The organism is Rheinheimera sp. F8 (genome assembly GCF_001518915.1).
Genome location: NZ_CP013656.1, coordinates 2,799,982 through 2,814,441 on the forward strand (window position 1 = coordinate 2,799,982; position 14,460 = coordinate 2,814,441).

The window sequence follows — 14,460 nt, forward strand, 5'->3', positions numbered from 1 at the left end:
CTATTTGTGGCATTACCACATCAGGTCATCAGGTATTTTAAAATCGGCGTAAGGATCGTCGGCCGGCATCTGCTCATCTTGTTGATTTAACAAGACAACGGCGTCAGGCTGGCGTACCAACAATTTCTCGGCGATTTGGATCGGTACTAAGTGATAGTGCTCATCCAATCGGGCGATAGCAATCAGACCTTTGACTAATTGTTGTTGCACTTTGTCACTGACATAGATTTTTTTGATTTTATTGCCATCGGTGAAATTAAAACCAAGTTCACCTTTGTCACGGATGATATTCATCTCGATGATTTGTTTAACTTGCGCCGTCAGAGCTTTTTTGTCGGCTTCTGCTTTTTTCTGCTGATTGAGTTCTTTATCGCGGGCTATTTGGGCTTGACGGGCCTGTTCTGCCAGAACCGTTGCCTCATTGACAACCTGTCCGTGTTTACCGGCCTGCACACGTTCTTTGTGTTGTTCTTTCTTGATGTTTTTCAGTTTTTTAGCATCGCCAAGACCCGCTTTTAACAATTGTTCAGCCAGAGATTTACTCACGGTCAGTTCCTGTTTGCCCGAATTTAATGTGTATATTGTTCCATGACGATCGGGTACTTGCCAAGCGCCATGGCTGACGGCGCTAACGTTTTACAGTACACTACGTGATTATCTTTTGATTCAGAGTATATATGGCTGCTTTTCAGGAACTAGCGTTAGATCCCCGGTTGTTGCGTTCAATTCAACATTTAGGTTTTACTCAACCTACTGAAATACAACAAGAGGCAATACCTGCAGTGATGCAGGGTAAAGATCTGATTGTTTCGTCGAAAACTGGTTCCGGTAAAACTCTGGCCTATCTGTTGCCCATGATGCAGCGGCTTTTACGCAGTAAACCCTTGTCTGCGAAAGACCCACGCGCCTTGATCCTTGCGCCTACCCGGGAGCTGGCACAACAGATATATGCACAATTGCGTTTGTTTGTTGCCAATACCCGACTCACACCAGCGTTTATTGTGGGTGGTGAGAATTTTAACGATCAGGAAAAACTGCTGAAACGTCAGCCACATATCATCGTGGCAACTCCCGGTCGATTGGCGGATCATCTGGAACACAAAAGTTTCTTTCTGCAAGGTCTTGAAGTACTGATTTTGGATGAAGCCGACCGGATGTTAGATCTTGGCTTTATGCCTCAGCTCAATGCAATCCATAAACAAGCGTCGCACCGGTTACGTCAGACCCTGATGTTTTCTGCAACGCTGGACCATGCTGAGGTCAATGAACTGGCGTTGTCATTGTTAAGAGACCCATATCGTGTTGCCTTGGGAGCAGGCTATGACCCTCACAAAGACATCACACAACGGTGTTTTTTTGCCGACAACCTGACTCATAAAGAAGCATTGTTATTACATTTTCTCAAATCGGAAGTTGTCAGGCAGCTCATTCTGTTCACCGCAACCCGGGAAGATACCGATCGGCTGGCCGCCCTGGTACAAAAAGCAGGTTTTGCAGCAGTTGGATTGAATGGGAAACTGACGCAAGCACAGCGAAATTCGGTCATGCAGGCGTTTGCTGCTAATAAGTATCAGGTTCTGGTCACAACAGATGTGGCATCACGTGGCCTGGATTTGTTGCAGGTATCGCACGTGATTAACTTCGACTTACCAAAACATCCTGAAGAGTACGTCCATCGGATCGGCCGTACAGGCCGTGCCGGACAGCAGGGCTGCGCGTTTTCTTTGGTAGGTCCCAAAGACATCACTGCATTTTCAGCAATCGAACAGTTTTTACGCCGACCGCTTGAAATGGCTCAAGTGGACGGATTGACTGCCAAATTTGATGGCACAATCAAGAAAAAAACTGTTGCGTCGTCTACGAGATCATCAAAAGCTACAGGGCAACAATCAGGCTCTGTGAAAGCAAAAATTCGTTCTGCAGACAGTCCCTTGCCCAAGAAAAAGCCGAAGTTTTTTGAGTCTGGTGATGATGGCGCTGCGCCACCGAAAAAAAAGCAAAAATAATTGCTTTTGGTCACATTTCATCCAGGAATCAGTGCTAAACTCGGGAAGTCAGTTGAATGTTAAATAAACACTTTTTCTGGCAATGTGTTGTTTGTAAAGGTAAAAACCAACAAGCAATAGGAACGGTCTATGCACGGTTAATTTTATTTTCCGTTTGTTCAGCAATACCTATTGACCCCACAATGTGGTTCACACATAATGGGGTCGTAATATGTACTAGCACGAACGTGGCCGGTAATATTTAAGTCGCCTATAAAGGCAAATATAGTTAAAGTAAGAGAATGTTATGTCACAATTAATTTCCGGCACCGTTAAGTGGTTCAACGAAGATAAAGGTTTTGGTTTCATTGAGCGCGAAGGCGGCAAAGATGTATTCGTACACTTCCGCGCTATTAACGGTACTGGCCGTCGTACGCTGGTAGAAGGTCAGAAAGTGACTTTCGAAGTAACTGAAGGCCAAAAAGGTCCTCAGGCAGAGAACGTAACTGTAGTTGCTTAATAGCAAACTCAGAAAGTTTCTTGAAAAACCGGCTTTCGCCGGTTTTTTGTTTTTATAAATCTTAAATGTACTCGCTTTAATTCAGCAACAAAGTAAGTCTCTCTTTTGAAGCGTCAAAACTGCGCGAAACGCGACAGGCGTACTCAACGCTGACACATGTAAATTTCTGCAACTATGAAATACCAAGAGCAATGCGAATCGGCAAAGTAAGCAAGTAATATTCAGGCATTTGAATCTTAGTGTTAGCCTGCCTAAGCCTTTCGCAGATAGGCTGGAAACTTGATTTTAGCTTGGTTATTAATGCATCCAGTCCAAATCCAGTTGTGCCTGTGCTGCGTTGCTTTTTAATCCGACATGAATACCCACCAGCCTGACCGCTTTTCCCTGACCGCGTAGCCAAGCCTGCGTTAATAGCTGCTGCAGCAATTGGAAGCACAATTCAGGATGTTGACGTTCAATCGTTGTTTGTCGGAAATCCTGAAATTTTAACTTGATACCGATTTTTTGGATTTGTTCTTGAGCGTCACAGCGTTCTATCCGTCTGACCAGTTTTTGGTACATTTCTGCTAGCGGTTGCATACTTTGCTCGGGCGTCGTCAGATCCTGACTGAACGTTTGCTCGACGGCTACAGATTTACGCTCTCGTTCATTATGTACCTCACGATTATCCAGGCCCTGGCTTCGTTCCAGCAATACTTCCGCAAAACTGCCAAATTCTCGTACCAGCATTTGCAAGTCTGCTTTTTGTACGTCACTGCAGCGGTGTAAACCCAGTTTCGCCAGCTTTTCTGCGGTTTTTTGACCAACGCCCGGAATTTTTCGCAAAGACAATGTTGCAACAAAAGCACTAACCTGGTCCGGAGGTATGACAAAAAGGCCATCTGGTTTATTTTCATCGCTGGCAATTTTTGCCAGAAATTTGTTTGGCGCTACACCCGCGGAGGCGGTCAGGCCTGTTTCCTGAAAGATAGTTTGGCGAATATGTTCCGCAATCCGCGTTGCACTCCCCTGAAATAGATCACATGCGGATACATCGAGGTAAGCTTCGTCCAAAGACAGTGGTTCAACTTTATCTGTATAGCGGTGGAAGATGGCCTGAATGCAGGTACTGACCGCTTTATATTTATCCATATTGCCAGGCACCAGCACCAGTTGCGGGCAGAGTTTAAATGCCTGACCGGTTGGCATGGCTGACCTTACCCCGTATGCACGCGCTGGATAGTTACAGGTACTAATTACGCCGCGCTCAGTTCTGCTACCTCCAATGGCCAGCGGGATATGTCGCCATGCAGGATTGTCCCGCATTTCTACGGCAGCGAAAAAACAATCCATGTCGATATGAATAATTTTGCGCATGATTTGGGTTGACTGTTTAAATATACAGTTATCATATGCGAAATTGTTAAGCTGTAAAGGTCAGATTGGTACTCATATGATTTAATTGAAGATCTAAAATGTTTGACCATATGGCCACTGCTCTGACGTGCCACCAAATACTCCATTTGGATGTTCAGACGTCTAAATTTACAGTGCACACCTGTCTGAACCGGTGTATCATACCGCGCAGTTTTTGTATCTTAATTTGCGACTGTGCCAAAGCAGGAGAAACCATGTTAAAGCGTGAAATGTCGATTGCCGATTTTGATCCACAATTATGGCAAGCTATTGTTGATGAAACTCAGCGTCAGGAAGATCACATTGAGCTGATCGCTTCTGAGAACTACTGCAGCCCACGTGTGCTGCAGGCCCAAGGTTCACAGCTGACCAACAAATATGCCGAAGGTTACCCGCATAAACGCTACTACGGTGGTTGTGAATTCGTTGATATCGCTGAAGATTTAGCTATCGCTCGTGCCAAAGAACTGTTTGGTGCTGATTATGCCAACGTGCAGCCACATTCTGGTTCTCAAGCAAACTCGGCGGTGTTTCTGGCGCTGTTAAACGCTGGTGATACCATTCTCGGTATGAGCCTGGCGCACGGTGGTCACCTGACTCACGGTGCAACGGTCAGCTCATCAGGTAAGCTGTACAAAGCTGTACAGTACGGCCTGCACCCGGAGACTGGCGTAATTGATTATGATCAGGCTGAAGCGTTGGCGCTTGAACACAAACCAAAACTGATCATTGCCGGTTTCTCGGCTTATTCAGGGATTGTGGACTGGCAACGTTTCCGTGACATCGCGGACAAAGTTGGTGCTTACCTGATGGTCGATATGGCACACGTCGCAGGTCTGGTTGCTGCAGGTTTATATCCAAACCCAGTGCCAATTGCTGATGTAGTGACTACGACCACACACAAAACACTGGCTGGTCCTCGTGGCGGTCTGATCCTGGCACGCAAGAATGAAGAGATCGAAAAGAAACTGAACTCAGCCGTGTTTCCTGGTGGTCAGGGTGGCCCATTGATGCACGTCATCGCAGCAAAAGCAGTAGCATTTTTAGAAGCGTTACAGCCAGAATTTAAGACTTACCAACAACAAGTGCTGAAGAATGCAGTCGCTATGTGCGATGCAATGAAAGCACGTGGCTACAAAATCGTTTCTGGTGGTACCCAAAACCACTTATTCCTGATGGATTTGATCGACAAAGAAATCACCGGCAAAGAAGCCGATGCATGGTTGGGTCAGTCGCACATCACAGTGAACAAAAACTCAGTCCCTAATGACCCGCGTTCACCTTTCGTGACCTCAGGTCTGCGTATCGGTACTCCTGCAATCACGCGCCGTGGTTTTAAAGAAGCGGAAGCCCAGACAGTTGCCAATTTGATTTGTGACGTACTTGACAGCCGTGGTGATGCCGCAGTGATCGAAAAAGTACGGGCACAGGTTTCAACCTTGTGTGCGGGTTTCCCGGTCTACGCTTAAGTTTACTGAGCCGATGCCTGACAGCTGTCAGGCTGAAGTGATATGATGGCCGCCTTTCGCGGCCATTGTTTTTTCAGGAGAAGTCCTGTGTTTTGTCCTTTTTGCCGGGCGGACGATACCAAAGTCATCGATTCGCGTTTGGTTGCTGATGGTTATCAGGTCAGACGGCGGCGTGAATGTACCGCATGTCATGAACGTTTCACCACTTTTGAAGCTGCTGAACTGGTGATGCCACGGATAATAAAGCGTGATGGCTCGCGCGAGCCGTACAACGAAGACAAACTGCGTAGTGGCTTGCAACGGTCACTGGAAAAACGCCCGGTGCCGACCGAAGACGTGGAGTCGCTGATCACTAAAGTTGAGTCACAGTTACGTGCAACTGGCGAGCGCGAGGTGCAAAGTGAAATGATTGGCCATCTCATCATGGAACAACTGCTATTGCTGGATAAAGTCGCATACGTGCGGTTTGCTTCTGTTTATCGTTCCTTTAAAGATATCCGTGAATTCGGGGAAGAAATCGCCCGGCTCGGAGACGACCAGTCATGACTATGGTTACAGAATTTTCGCAGTCCGATCATCAATTTATGCAGCGCGCGATAGAATTGGCTGCACTGGGGCGCTACACCACAACACCCAATCCAAATGTCGGCTGTGTCATTGTTAAAGACAATCAGATTATTGGTGAAGGGTATCATCGCCAGGCCGGTGGTCCTCATGCTGAGGTTTTTGCCTTGCGTCAGGCTGGCGCCGCTGCTGTCGGAGCAACTGCTTATGCCACATTAGAGCCATGCAGCCATTTTGGCCGTACACCACCTTGCGCCGATGCATTGATTACGGCAGGGCTCAGCCGGGTGGTGGTGGCGATGCAGGACCCGAACCCTAAAGTTGCGGGAACAGGCGTAGCGCGGATCAGAGCCGCCGGGATCCTGGTAGATGTAGGTTTATTAGCATTGCAGGCTGAAGCACTCAATCCGGGTTTTTTGCACAAAATGCGCACAAAACAGCCATATGTCCGGTTGAAACTCGCTTGTAGCACTGACGGGAAAGTCGCGCTGGCCAATGGTCAAAGCCAATGGTTGACCGGTGCAGCTGCCCGGGAAGACGTGCAGTTATTCCGTGCACAAAGCTGTGCCATATTATCTACTGCAGAGACGGTCAAAGCGGACAAAGCACTGCTGAACGTCCGCTCTGAAGCGGTCACTTGCCTGGAAAACGGTGATATCCGTCAACCACTGCGAGTCATTCTGGACAGACGCTGCCGCCTGACCGGCCATGAACCACTGTTTCAACAGAGCGGTGATATTTTATTGTGTCATGCCGGCCCTGCGGAAGAGTGGCCTGAGCTTGCATCTGTTTCGCCGCATTCATCCCTACAAGTAACGCGATTACGGCTGGGGCTTGATGCTGTGGGGCAACTCGACCTGAAAGAACTGCTCACCATGTTAGGGAGCCGGCAGATCAATTTGCTTTGGGTTGAAGCGGGTAGCTCGCTTGCCACTTCGTTCTGGCAGCAACAACTGATTGATGAATTGGTGTTATATCAGGCGCCACTTTTACTCGGGGCTGACGCGATGCCGCTACTAAAAGCCGGCGGATTACAGCAACTTTCACAGGCGCCACGCTGGCAGTGGCAGGATGTGCGGCAAGTAGGTGCTGATTTACGCCTGACCGCTTTACTGAAAACAGGCGCCACGCCAGAGTAGTGAGGATTTACCATGTTTACCGGCATTATTGAAGCAACAGGCCATATTGCTGCGATCAAACGCAGTGGCCAGGATGCGCAGATAACCATTCACAGCGACATGCTGGATTTTTCCGACGTTAAACTGGGTGACAGTATCGCCAGTAATGGTGTCTGTCTGACGGTGACTTCGCTCGGTGCCCATAGTTTTACTGCGGACCTGTCGGGCGAGACCTTAAGCCGTACTTTGTTTGGCAGTTACCAGACTGGCCAGCGTATCAATCTGGAAAAAGCCTTGTTGCCGACCACCCGCTTAGGCGGTCATTTGGTCAGCGGTCATGTCGATGGTATAGCGGTTGTCAGTAAAGTCGAAAAAACTGGCCAAAGCTGGCAAATCTATCTGCAGTCACCGGAAGAACTCGGTCGTTATATCGCAGAAAAAGGCTCCGTCACTATTGATGGCATCAGCCTGACGGTCAATGAACTCACAGCAAACGGATTTCGTCTAACGATTGTGCCGCATACCGCCCGCGAAACAACAATTCAGGCGTTACAGGCTGGCAGCAAAGTACATCTGGAAGTCGATTTACTGGCGCGATACCTCGAACGATTATTACAAGGGAAGCAGGCTACTGCGCCGGCATCGCCTGTCACAATGAATTTATTACAACAAAGCGGTTTTCTCTGAGTGTCCCTTTTAATGGTGATACAAAACCCTGTACCCGAGGATTTGAGATGCAATTAAATACTCCAGCCGAGATTATTGACGATATTCGTAACGGCAAAATGGTGATCCTGATGGATGACGAGGACCGTGAAAACGAAGGTGATCTGGTGATGGCGGCAGAATATGTCACGCCGGATGCGGTCAATTTTATGGCGACACATGGTCGTGGCCTGATTTGTCTGACACTGACACGTCAGCGTTGTAAACAACTCGATCTGCAGTTAATGGTCGATAAAAACAAATCACCATTTTCGACTGCTTTTACCGTGTCGATTGAAGCGGCTGAAGGCGTTACGACCGGTATTTCAGCGGCAGACCGCGCCCGCACAGTCAAAGCCGCTGTTGCGCGTGATGCGAAGCCTGCAGATATCGTGCAGCCGGGTCACATTTTCCCGTTGATGGCACAGGATGGTGGCGTGTTAGTCCGTGCCGGCCACACTGAGGCTGGTTGTGATTTAGCCCGCTTAGCCGGGCTTGAACCGGCTGCGATGATTGTTGAGATCCTAAACGAAGACGGCACCATGTCGCGCCGGCCTGACTTAGAAAAATTTGCCGCCAAGCACGGTATCAAAATTGGCACTATTGCCGATTTGATTGAATACCGGAACTTAAATGAAACCACCATTGAACAGGTGGCCCGCTGTTATTTACCTACAGCCACCGGTGATTTTGATCTGGTAACCTTCCGCGACACTATCGACAACCAACTGCATTTTGCTTTAGTGAAAGGCCAGATTGAAGCCGATAAGCCGACCCTGGTGCGGGTCCACCTGCATGATACTTTCAGCGATTTGTTGTTGTCGAACCGTGGCGCAAACCGCAGTTTTTCCCTGCAATGTGCGATGGAGCGTATTCAACAGGAAGGTGGCGTACTGGTGTTGTTAGGCAAACAGGAATCGACCGAAGATTTAATCCAGACCGTGGAGTATTTCGCTGCTGAAGACCGTGGTGAGAAACTCAGAGCGCCGGCCTGGAAAGGTACCAGTCGTAACGTTGGCGTAGGCTCTCAAATTTTGGCTAGTTTAGGCGTGAAAAAAATGCGCTTACTCAGCCAACCGAAGCGTTACCATGCGCTGTCCGGTTTTGGTCTGGAAGTAGTGGATTACGTTTCAGAATAAGCTAAACAAAAGCAGGATGGAAAAGGCCGGACTTGTGCTATCATATGCGGCCTTTTTCACAAAGTACTACATAAAAGAGGATCTCCGATGCAGGTGATTGAAGCTGGCTTGTCCGCCAAAGGAAAAAAGTTTGCCATCGTTGTGGCGCGTTTTAACAGCTTTATCGTCGAAAGTCTGCTCGACGGTGCCGTAGATACTTTAAAGCGGGTCGGTAACGTCGATGACGCTGATATCACGGTCGTGCGGATCCCGGGTGCTTTTGAGTTACCTCTGGCAGTGCAGAAAGTTGCTGCCAGCAAACAGTATGATGCCATCATTGCGCTGGGCGCAGTGATCCGTGGTGGTACACCACATTTCGAATATGTCGCCGGTGAATGCACCAAAGGTATTGCGCAGGTCATGATGCAATACGGTTTACCGGTTTCTTTTGGCGTGCTGACGGTGGAAAGTATCGAGCAGGCCATTGAACGAGCCGGTACAAAAATGGGCAATAAAGGCGGAGAAGCGGCGTCTTCTGCGCTGGAAATGGTCAACGTTCTGGCTCAACTCTAGGATTTTTGCATGAAACCGAATGTTCGTCGTCAGTCCCGTTCACTGGCTGTTCAAGGGATTTATAGCTGGCAGGTCAGCAAAAACCCGATTGGTGATATCGAGCAACAACTGTTGCTGGAACAAAACACCAAACATCTGGATGTCGGATTTTTTCAGGATTTATTGCGTGGCGTTGTCGTCAACCTGAACGTACTGGATGATGCATTAAAGCCCTTTGTCGAACGTCCGTTTGAAGAAATTGATTTGGTAGAAAAAGCCATTCTCCGGGTGTCGGCTTACGAGCTGAAGTTCCGTCCTGATGTGCCATATAAAGTGGTGATCAACGAAGCGATTGAACTGGCGAAAGCCTTCGCCGCCGATGACAGTCATAAATTTGTCAACGGCATCCTCGACAAAGCAGTCAGGCTACTGCGACCAAACTGATGGAGAGCCGGCGAAAGTCGGCTTTTTTATGCACGAGTTTGAACTGATAGAACAATGTTTTGCCCGCTCGGGTTATCGCCGTAACGACGTCAGTATTGGTGTCGGTGACGATGGTGCTGTGATCCAGGTCCGCGATGGTTTTGATTTAGTTGTTACCACAGATACCATGGTGCAGGGCGTGCATTTTTTCCCTAATGTTGACCCACGCTCATTAGGCCACAAACTAGTGGCTGTGAACGTCAGCGATTTGGCAGCAATGGGGGCAGAGCCTTGCTGGTTATCCCTTGGATTAACTTTACCTGCTGTCAACGATGACTGGTTAAAAGCCTTCGCCGAAGGTCTCAGTGAAACAGCCGATTATTACAACTGCCAGCTGGTGGGCGGTGACACTACCCGCGGCCCGCTGACATTGACCTTGTGTGCCAAAGGCATTGTGCCGCGTGGCAAAGCTTTGAGCCGGGCCGGCGCAAAAGTCGGTGATTATGTCTATGTCACTGGTACTTTGGGTGACGCAGCGCTTGGGCTGAAAGTCGAACAAGGTCTAAGCGAGATCAGCAAAAAACACCGTGGCCATATCTTGCAGCGGTTTCACTATCCGACGGCCCGCGTCGCTATTGGTCAGGCCTTGCGCACTATTGCCAGTAGTTGTATGGATATCTCAGATGGCCTATGTGGCGATTTGCCGCATATCTTGAAACGCTCAGGTGTAGGTGCGATCATCGACGTGGCCAAAATTCCGATGTCACAGGCATTAAAGGATAGCTGTGACTGGCAACAGGCTCTTCAGTGTGCGCTATCCGGCGGCGAAGATTATGAGTTACTGTTCACGGTGCCGGAGGACAAACGCGGCTCGCTTGAAGTGCTGCTGTCGCCCTACGGCGTTCCTGTGACATGTATCGGACGGATCACGGGAGCTGCCGGTAAGCTGGAACTCCGTCATCTGGATCAGCCTTTTGTTTATCAACACAGCGGATATCAGCATTTTTAATGAAAAAACAGCCGTTTAACCTGAAAAGCTGGCAACACTGGCTGGCCATCGGGCTTGGCGCGGGTTTGTCACCCAAAGCGCCAGGTACTGTCGGCACCGCCTTTGCCATTCCGTTGGTATTTGGTCTGGCGATGTTGCCGTTAGTCTGGTCTGCAGCCTTCATCATTACCTTGATGGTATTGGGTGTTTATGTCAGTGAACAGACCAGCCGTGATATTGGTGTAGAAGACCACGGTGGTATTGTTATTGATGAGGTGGTCGGCTTTGCTATCACCATGTGGGCGTTGCCGTTGAGCTGGCCCTGGCTTTGTGCCGGTTTTGTCTTGTTTCGTTTTTTTGATATCGTCAAACCCTGGCCAGTAAGGTTCTTTGACCAGCACGTCACCGGCGGGCTTGGGGTCATGGCAGACGACATCGTTGCCGGATTGCTGGCGTGTTGCTTACTGCATGGTGTATCGTTAGTTCTGTAACGTCCGTTCTCTCGGTATACAGGTTGCTATGTCTTTGAAGCACTTCTGCTTTTTTATAAATTTCTTTTTGCTTGGGCTGTGGTCATGTCTGACGTCCGCTCAGGCAATCCAATCTATCTACGACTACGACATTAAACAATGGACGGCCGTCGACGGTCTGTCGAACAATTCAGTGCGTGCGGTCACTCAGGATCAGCAAGGCTACCTGTGGATCGGTACTTTGGAAGGGCTGAATCGCTTTGATGGTACTCATTTTGAAAGTTTCAGCAGTAATAACACCCGTCGTCAGCTGATTGGCAACGTGATCACCCGGCTGTATACAGATAGTCAGGGTTACATTTGGGTCGGTACTATGACCGGCCTGTCAGGCTTAAACAGCCGTACGCTGAAATTCGATCGATATAACGTGCTGGGTGAAGTGACGGCTATTGCTGAAGTCGGCGATCGCGAGATTTGGGTCGCGGCGGATAATCTGTTTCGGGTCCGGGACGGCCAGGTCAGTCGTGTTGATGAAATCAAAGAGTCGGTTAGTCAGATTGCGGTCACACCCGAACATGTTTGGGTCAGCAGCAGTCGTTATTTGTACAAGCTGGCGCGTAATGGTCAGCTCGATAAAATTAGTTTACCAGCCGATTTGGCGCAGCATCCGGTCTACGACCTGTTATGGCAAAACGGTGTCATGTATCTGGCCAGTGAGCAGGGATATTATCTGGTCGATACAGAAGGGCAGGTACAGCCAGCATCTTTACCAATGGACCGCGGAATTCCGGTTTATCAGCTGCATAGCGACAGTCAGGGCGGCGATTGGGTGTCCAGTTACGACAAGCTGTTTTACCGACATCAGCAACAGCAATGGCAGGTGATCAGCAGGGACGAGCTCGGCAGTGCCACACAGTTTAACGACATCTTTGAAGACCAACAACAAAATGTCTGGTTGGGTAGCTTTGGTGACGGTCTGTATCGCGTCAGCCGCGGTAAAATCAAGCGGGTGATTGGCCAGGCGCAACGTGATGTAATGGTGCGCAGCGTGGTGCGTACCGCCGACGACAGGTTGTTGTTGGCGTCCAGTCAGCGGCTGGGTCTGCTCGATAAAACACAACAATATACTGAAATTCAGCTGTCGGGTGATACACCGCTTAATGTGGTGCAGGACCTTGAACCGGATGGCGACAGCTGGTTATTAGCAACCGACAATGGCCCCAAGCGTTTGACCTTGGTGGATGGAAAGTTGACACCGCTGACTGACGCATTACGCGGTATCAAAACCAAAACGATAAAAAAACGTCAGGCCGGTGGTTTCTGGCTTGGCACCAATGATGGATTGTTCCAGTTACAACAAGAACTGGTCCCTTTTGCGCTGAACCACGAGTTTGAATCCAGTGTGATCACTTTTGTGCAGGATAACCCGGAAAAGTTGCTGGTCGGGACTACACGAGGTGCTTATCAGTATCAGCAGGAAAAACTGCTGCGGGTTGGTTTGGGTACACCGCTCTACAATGCGTTTGTCACGACGATGCTGCAATTGCCGCAGGGACCGCTGGTGGTCGGCACTGTAGATGACGGCTTATTTGTCCGGTTGTTTGATGGGAAATGGCTGCAGTTTGATACGTCAAACGGATTGCCATTTGAACCTGTCGTCAGTTTGTTTCACGATGTCGCCAGTGATTACGTCTGGGTCAGTACCCTCAAAGGTATTTTTCGCTTTCAACCCCATTTACTCAGTGAGTCGCCATCTGGTCAGAATTTGTTTGAGGAAGTATTGACGCCATACGAGCGTCAGCTCGGGACCGCGCCTGGTCGCTGTTGTAATGGCTCTGGCGCCAGTAAAGTGGTGTTCTGGCAAGACCAGCTCTGGTACCCGACGCTGAAAGGTTTAGTGGCAGTTCCGGTGAAATTAAAAGCCAGTAGCAGTCAGACTTATCAGCCGCTGGTGCAGCAAGTGCAGGCGCAGAAACTCTATAGCCTGTTACCTGAGCAAAATCGGCTGGTGCTCGAAACTGATGAGCGCAACGTATCGTTGCGTTATACCGCGATCGATTTTTTAAAACCGATGGCGCTGGAGTTTCGCTATCAATTGGTTGGGTTTGATCAGGATTGGCATCTGGTGGCTAGCCGGCGCGAAGCAATTTACACCAACCTGCCGGCCGGACGCTATCTGTTCCGCCTGCAGGCCAGAAACCTGAATCAGAGTTGGGATTTGGCCGGCCAGACTCAGCTGGAACTGGTGATCCCGCGTCGGTTTGATGAAACCGTGATGTATCGGGGTTTATGGTTATTATTAGGATTATTTCTGTTGTATGGCTTGTTTTGGTTGGCGCGGCGCAATGTGCAGCTACGTGAAGCAGAGCTGACCAAGCTGGTGAAGTTGCGCACCCAGGAACTTGAAACCTCGAATATCCGGCTGAACGAGTTAAACGAACAGTTATCGCAACTGACGCATAAAGATGCTTTAACCGGGTTGCGCAACCGGCGGTTTTTGTTTGAACAACTACCAAAAGACATTGAACACTATCAACGCAACCGCGAATCGATGCTGGCACAGAATAAGTGCATTGCGCTGATGCAGCTGGATTTAGATAACTTTAAAGTGATCAACGATAAATTCGGTAACAGTGCCGGCGATAGTATCCTGCAGCAGGTCAGTGGTTTATTGATCCGGGAAACCCGTGGTTCTGATTACGTCGTGCGCTATGCCGGTGAAGAATTTATGCTGGTCATGCGGGATATCCCGCTGGATATGGTACGCGAGTTTGCATGCCGGCTGAATGAACTGATTAGCAGCGAAGCTTTTGTGTTACCAGATGGCAGAACTGTGTCGGTACAATGTTCCGTCGGTTACGCGATTTACCCGCTGGAGTTGCTTGGCGGGCAGCTGATCGGTTGGGAAATTTCATTGCAACTGGCTGAATTGGCGTTGTATCACGTGAAGCATAACGGGCGAAATGGTGTCGCCAGTATTCAGTTTGACCGGCAGGTCGATGCTTTTGAGTTTGAGGATTCTGATCACATCGAAGCGCAGATTGAAAAGTTGCTGGCGGATGGCGTGGCATGGTTTGAGCTGAACAGTGGCCGCCAGCAAGACAGCATTATTAACTGAGCTGTAGTTCAGACAAAAACAAAAGCCCGGTTATT

14 protein-coding genes are annotated in these 14,460 nt (G+C 49.1%); 12 read left to right on the plus strand and 2 right to left on the minus strand.

All coding sequences use genetic code 11. The features are described 5' to 3' along the window. Positions 1–12: 12 nt before the first annotated feature. A complete protein-coding gene (locus tag ATY27_RS12565; protein ID WP_208930986.1) occupies positions 13–546 on the minus strand; it encodes a DUF2058 domain-containing protein in 534 nt (177 codons plus the stop codon). 131 nt (positions 547–677) lie between these two features. On the opposite strand from ATY27_RS12565, the gene ATY27_RS12570 reads away from it, so the two are divergent. Then, positions 678–2,006, plus strand: coding sequence for a DEAD/DEAH box helicase (locus tag ATY27_RS12570; protein WP_208930987.1), 1,329 nt, complete (start codon positions 678–680; stop codon positions 2,004–2,006). A 286-nt stretch (positions 2,007–2,292) separates the two neighbouring features. Continuing rightward, positions 2,293–2,505, plus strand: a complete 213-nt coding sequence (locus ATY27_RS12575) for a cold-shock protein (RefSeq protein ID WP_031565533.1) — start codon at positions 2,293–2,295, stop codon at positions 2,503–2,505. A 297-nt stretch (positions 2,506–2,802) separates the two neighbouring features. Here ATY27_RS12575 and dinB read toward each other — a convergent pair whose 3' ends face one another. Further along, the gene (dinB, locus tag ATY27_RS12580; RefSeq protein WP_208930988.1) at positions 2,803–3,861 is read right to left on the minus strand and encodes a DNA polymerase IV; all 1,059 of its coding nucleotides are present in this window, start codon (positions 3,859–3,861) and stop codon (positions 2,803–2,805) included. Between the two features lie 254 nt (positions 3,862–4,115). Here dinB and glyA point away from each other — a divergent pair, with 254 nt between their 5' ends. The 10 genes from glyA (at position 4,116) to ATY27_RS12630 (ending at position 14,425) form a co-directional block, all read left to right on the plus strand. After that, on the plus strand, positions 4,116–5,369 hold the full coding sequence (gene glyA / locus ATY27_RS12585; RefSeq protein WP_208930989.1) for a serine hydroxymethyltransferase: 1,254 nt from the start codon (positions 4,116–4,118) through the stop codon (positions 5,367–5,369). A gap of 87 nt (positions 5,370–5,456) precedes the next feature. Continuing rightward, positions 5,457–5,915 carry a transcriptional regulator NrdR gene (gene nrdR / locus ATY27_RS12590; protein WP_208930990.1) on the plus strand — a complete coding sequence of 153 codons (459 nt, stop codon included), beginning with the start codon at positions 5,457–5,459 and terminating at the stop codon, positions 5,913–5,915. Then, on the plus strand, positions 5,912–7,072 hold the full coding sequence (gene ribD / locus ATY27_RS12595; protein WP_244151292.1) for a bifunctional diaminohydroxyphosphoribosylaminopyrimidine deaminase/5-amino-6-(5-phosphoribosylamino)uracil reductase RibD: 1,161 nt from the start codon (positions 5,912–5,914) through the stop codon (positions 7,070–7,072). The genes nrdR and ribD overlap by 4 nt, the downstream gene beginning before the upstream one ends. Positions 7,073–7,084: 12 nt before the next feature. Beyond that, positions 7,085–7,738, plus strand: coding sequence for a riboflavin synthase (locus ATY27_RS12600; RefSeq protein WP_208930991.1), 654 nt, complete (start codon positions 7,085–7,087; stop codon positions 7,736–7,738). 47 nt (positions 7,739–7,785) lie between these two features. Continuing rightward, positions 7,786–8,895: a bifunctional 3,4-dihydroxy-2-butanone-4-phosphate synthase/GTP cyclohydrolase II gene (gene ribBA / locus ATY27_RS12605; protein WP_208930992.1), complete on the plus strand. Its 1,110-nt coding sequence runs from the start codon at positions 7,786–7,788 to the stop codon at positions 8,893–8,895. 87 nt (positions 8,896–8,982) lie between these two features. Further along, the gene (ribE, locus tag ATY27_RS12610; RefSeq protein ID WP_031565517.1) at positions 8,983–9,447 is read left to right on the plus strand and encodes a 6,7-dimethyl-8-ribityllumazine synthase; all 465 of its coding nucleotides are present in this window, start codon (positions 8,983–8,985) and stop codon (positions 9,445–9,447) included. Between the two features lie 9 nt (positions 9,448–9,456). Next, positions 9,457–9,870, plus strand: a complete 414-nt coding sequence (nusB, locus tag ATY27_RS12615; RefSeq protein ID WP_031565515.1) for a transcription antitermination factor NusB — start codon at positions 9,457–9,459, stop codon at positions 9,868–9,870. A gap of 28 nt (positions 9,871–9,898) precedes the next feature. Further along, positions 9,899–10,858, plus strand: a complete 960-nt coding sequence (thiL, locus tag ATY27_RS12620) for a thiamine-phosphate kinase (protein ID WP_208930993.1) — start codon at positions 9,899–9,901, stop codon at positions 10,856–10,858. Beyond that, entirely contained in the window at positions 10,858–11,328 is a 471-nt protein-coding gene (locus ATY27_RS12625) for a phosphatidylglycerophosphatase A (RefSeq protein WP_208930994.1), read from the plus strand. Before thiL ends, ATY27_RS12625 begins: the two co-directional genes overlap by 1 nt. A 28-nt stretch (positions 11,329–11,356) precedes the next feature. Next, a complete protein-coding gene (locus tag ATY27_RS12630; RefSeq protein WP_208930995.1) occupies positions 11,357–14,425 on the plus strand; it encodes a ligand-binding sensor domain-containing diguanylate cyclase in 3,069 nt (1,022 codons plus the stop codon). The last annotated feature ends 35 nt before the right edge of the window (positions 14,426–14,460 follow it).

Excerpts from the sequence above, each read along its gene's own strand:
- ATY27_RS12570 (WP_208930987.1), top strand. The coding sequence starts at position 678 with ATGGCTGCTTTTCAGGAACTAGCGTTAGATCCCCGGTTGTTGCGTTCA.
- ATY27_RS12575 (WP_031565533.1), top strand. The coding sequence starts at position 2,293 with ATGTCACAATTAATTTCCGGCACCGTTAAGTGGTTCAACGAAGATAAA.
- dinB (WP_208930988.1), bottom strand. The coding sequence starts at position 3,861 with ATGCGCAAAATTATTCATATCGACATGGATTGTTTTTTCGCTGCCGTA.
- glyA (WP_208930989.1), top strand. The coding sequence starts at position 4,116 with ATGTTAAAGCGTGAAATGTCGATTGCCGATTTTGATCCACAATTATGG.
- ribD (WP_244151292.1), top strand. The coding sequence starts at position 5,912 with ATGACTATGGTTACAGAATTTTCGCAGTCCGATCATCAATTTATGCAG.
- ATY27_RS12600 (WP_208930991.1), top strand. The coding sequence starts at position 7,085 with ATGTTTACCGGCATTATTGAAGCAACAGGCCATATTGCTGCGATCAAA.
- ribBA (WP_208930992.1), top strand. The coding sequence starts at position 7,786 with ATGCAATTAAATACTCCAGCCGAGATTATTGACGATATTCGTAACGGC.
- ribE (WP_031565517.1), top strand. The coding sequence starts at position 8,983 with ATGCAGGTGATTGAAGCTGGCTTGTCCGCCAAAGGAAAAAAGTTTGCC.
- nusB (WP_031565515.1), top strand. The coding sequence starts at position 9,457 with ATGAAACCGAATGTTCGTCGTCAGTCCCGTTCACTGGCTGTTCAAGGG.
- thiL (WP_208930993.1), top strand. The coding sequence starts at position 9,899 with ATGCACGAGTTTGAACTGATAGAACAATGTTTTGCCCGCTCGGGTTAT.
- ATY27_RS12625 (WP_208930994.1), top strand. The coding sequence starts at position 10,858 with ATGAAAAAACAGCCGTTTAACCTGAAAAGCTGGCAACACTGGCTGGCC.
- ATY27_RS12630 (WP_208930995.1), top strand. The coding sequence starts at position 11,357 with ATGTCTTTGAAGCACTTCTGCTTTTTTATAAATTTCTTTTTGCTTGGG.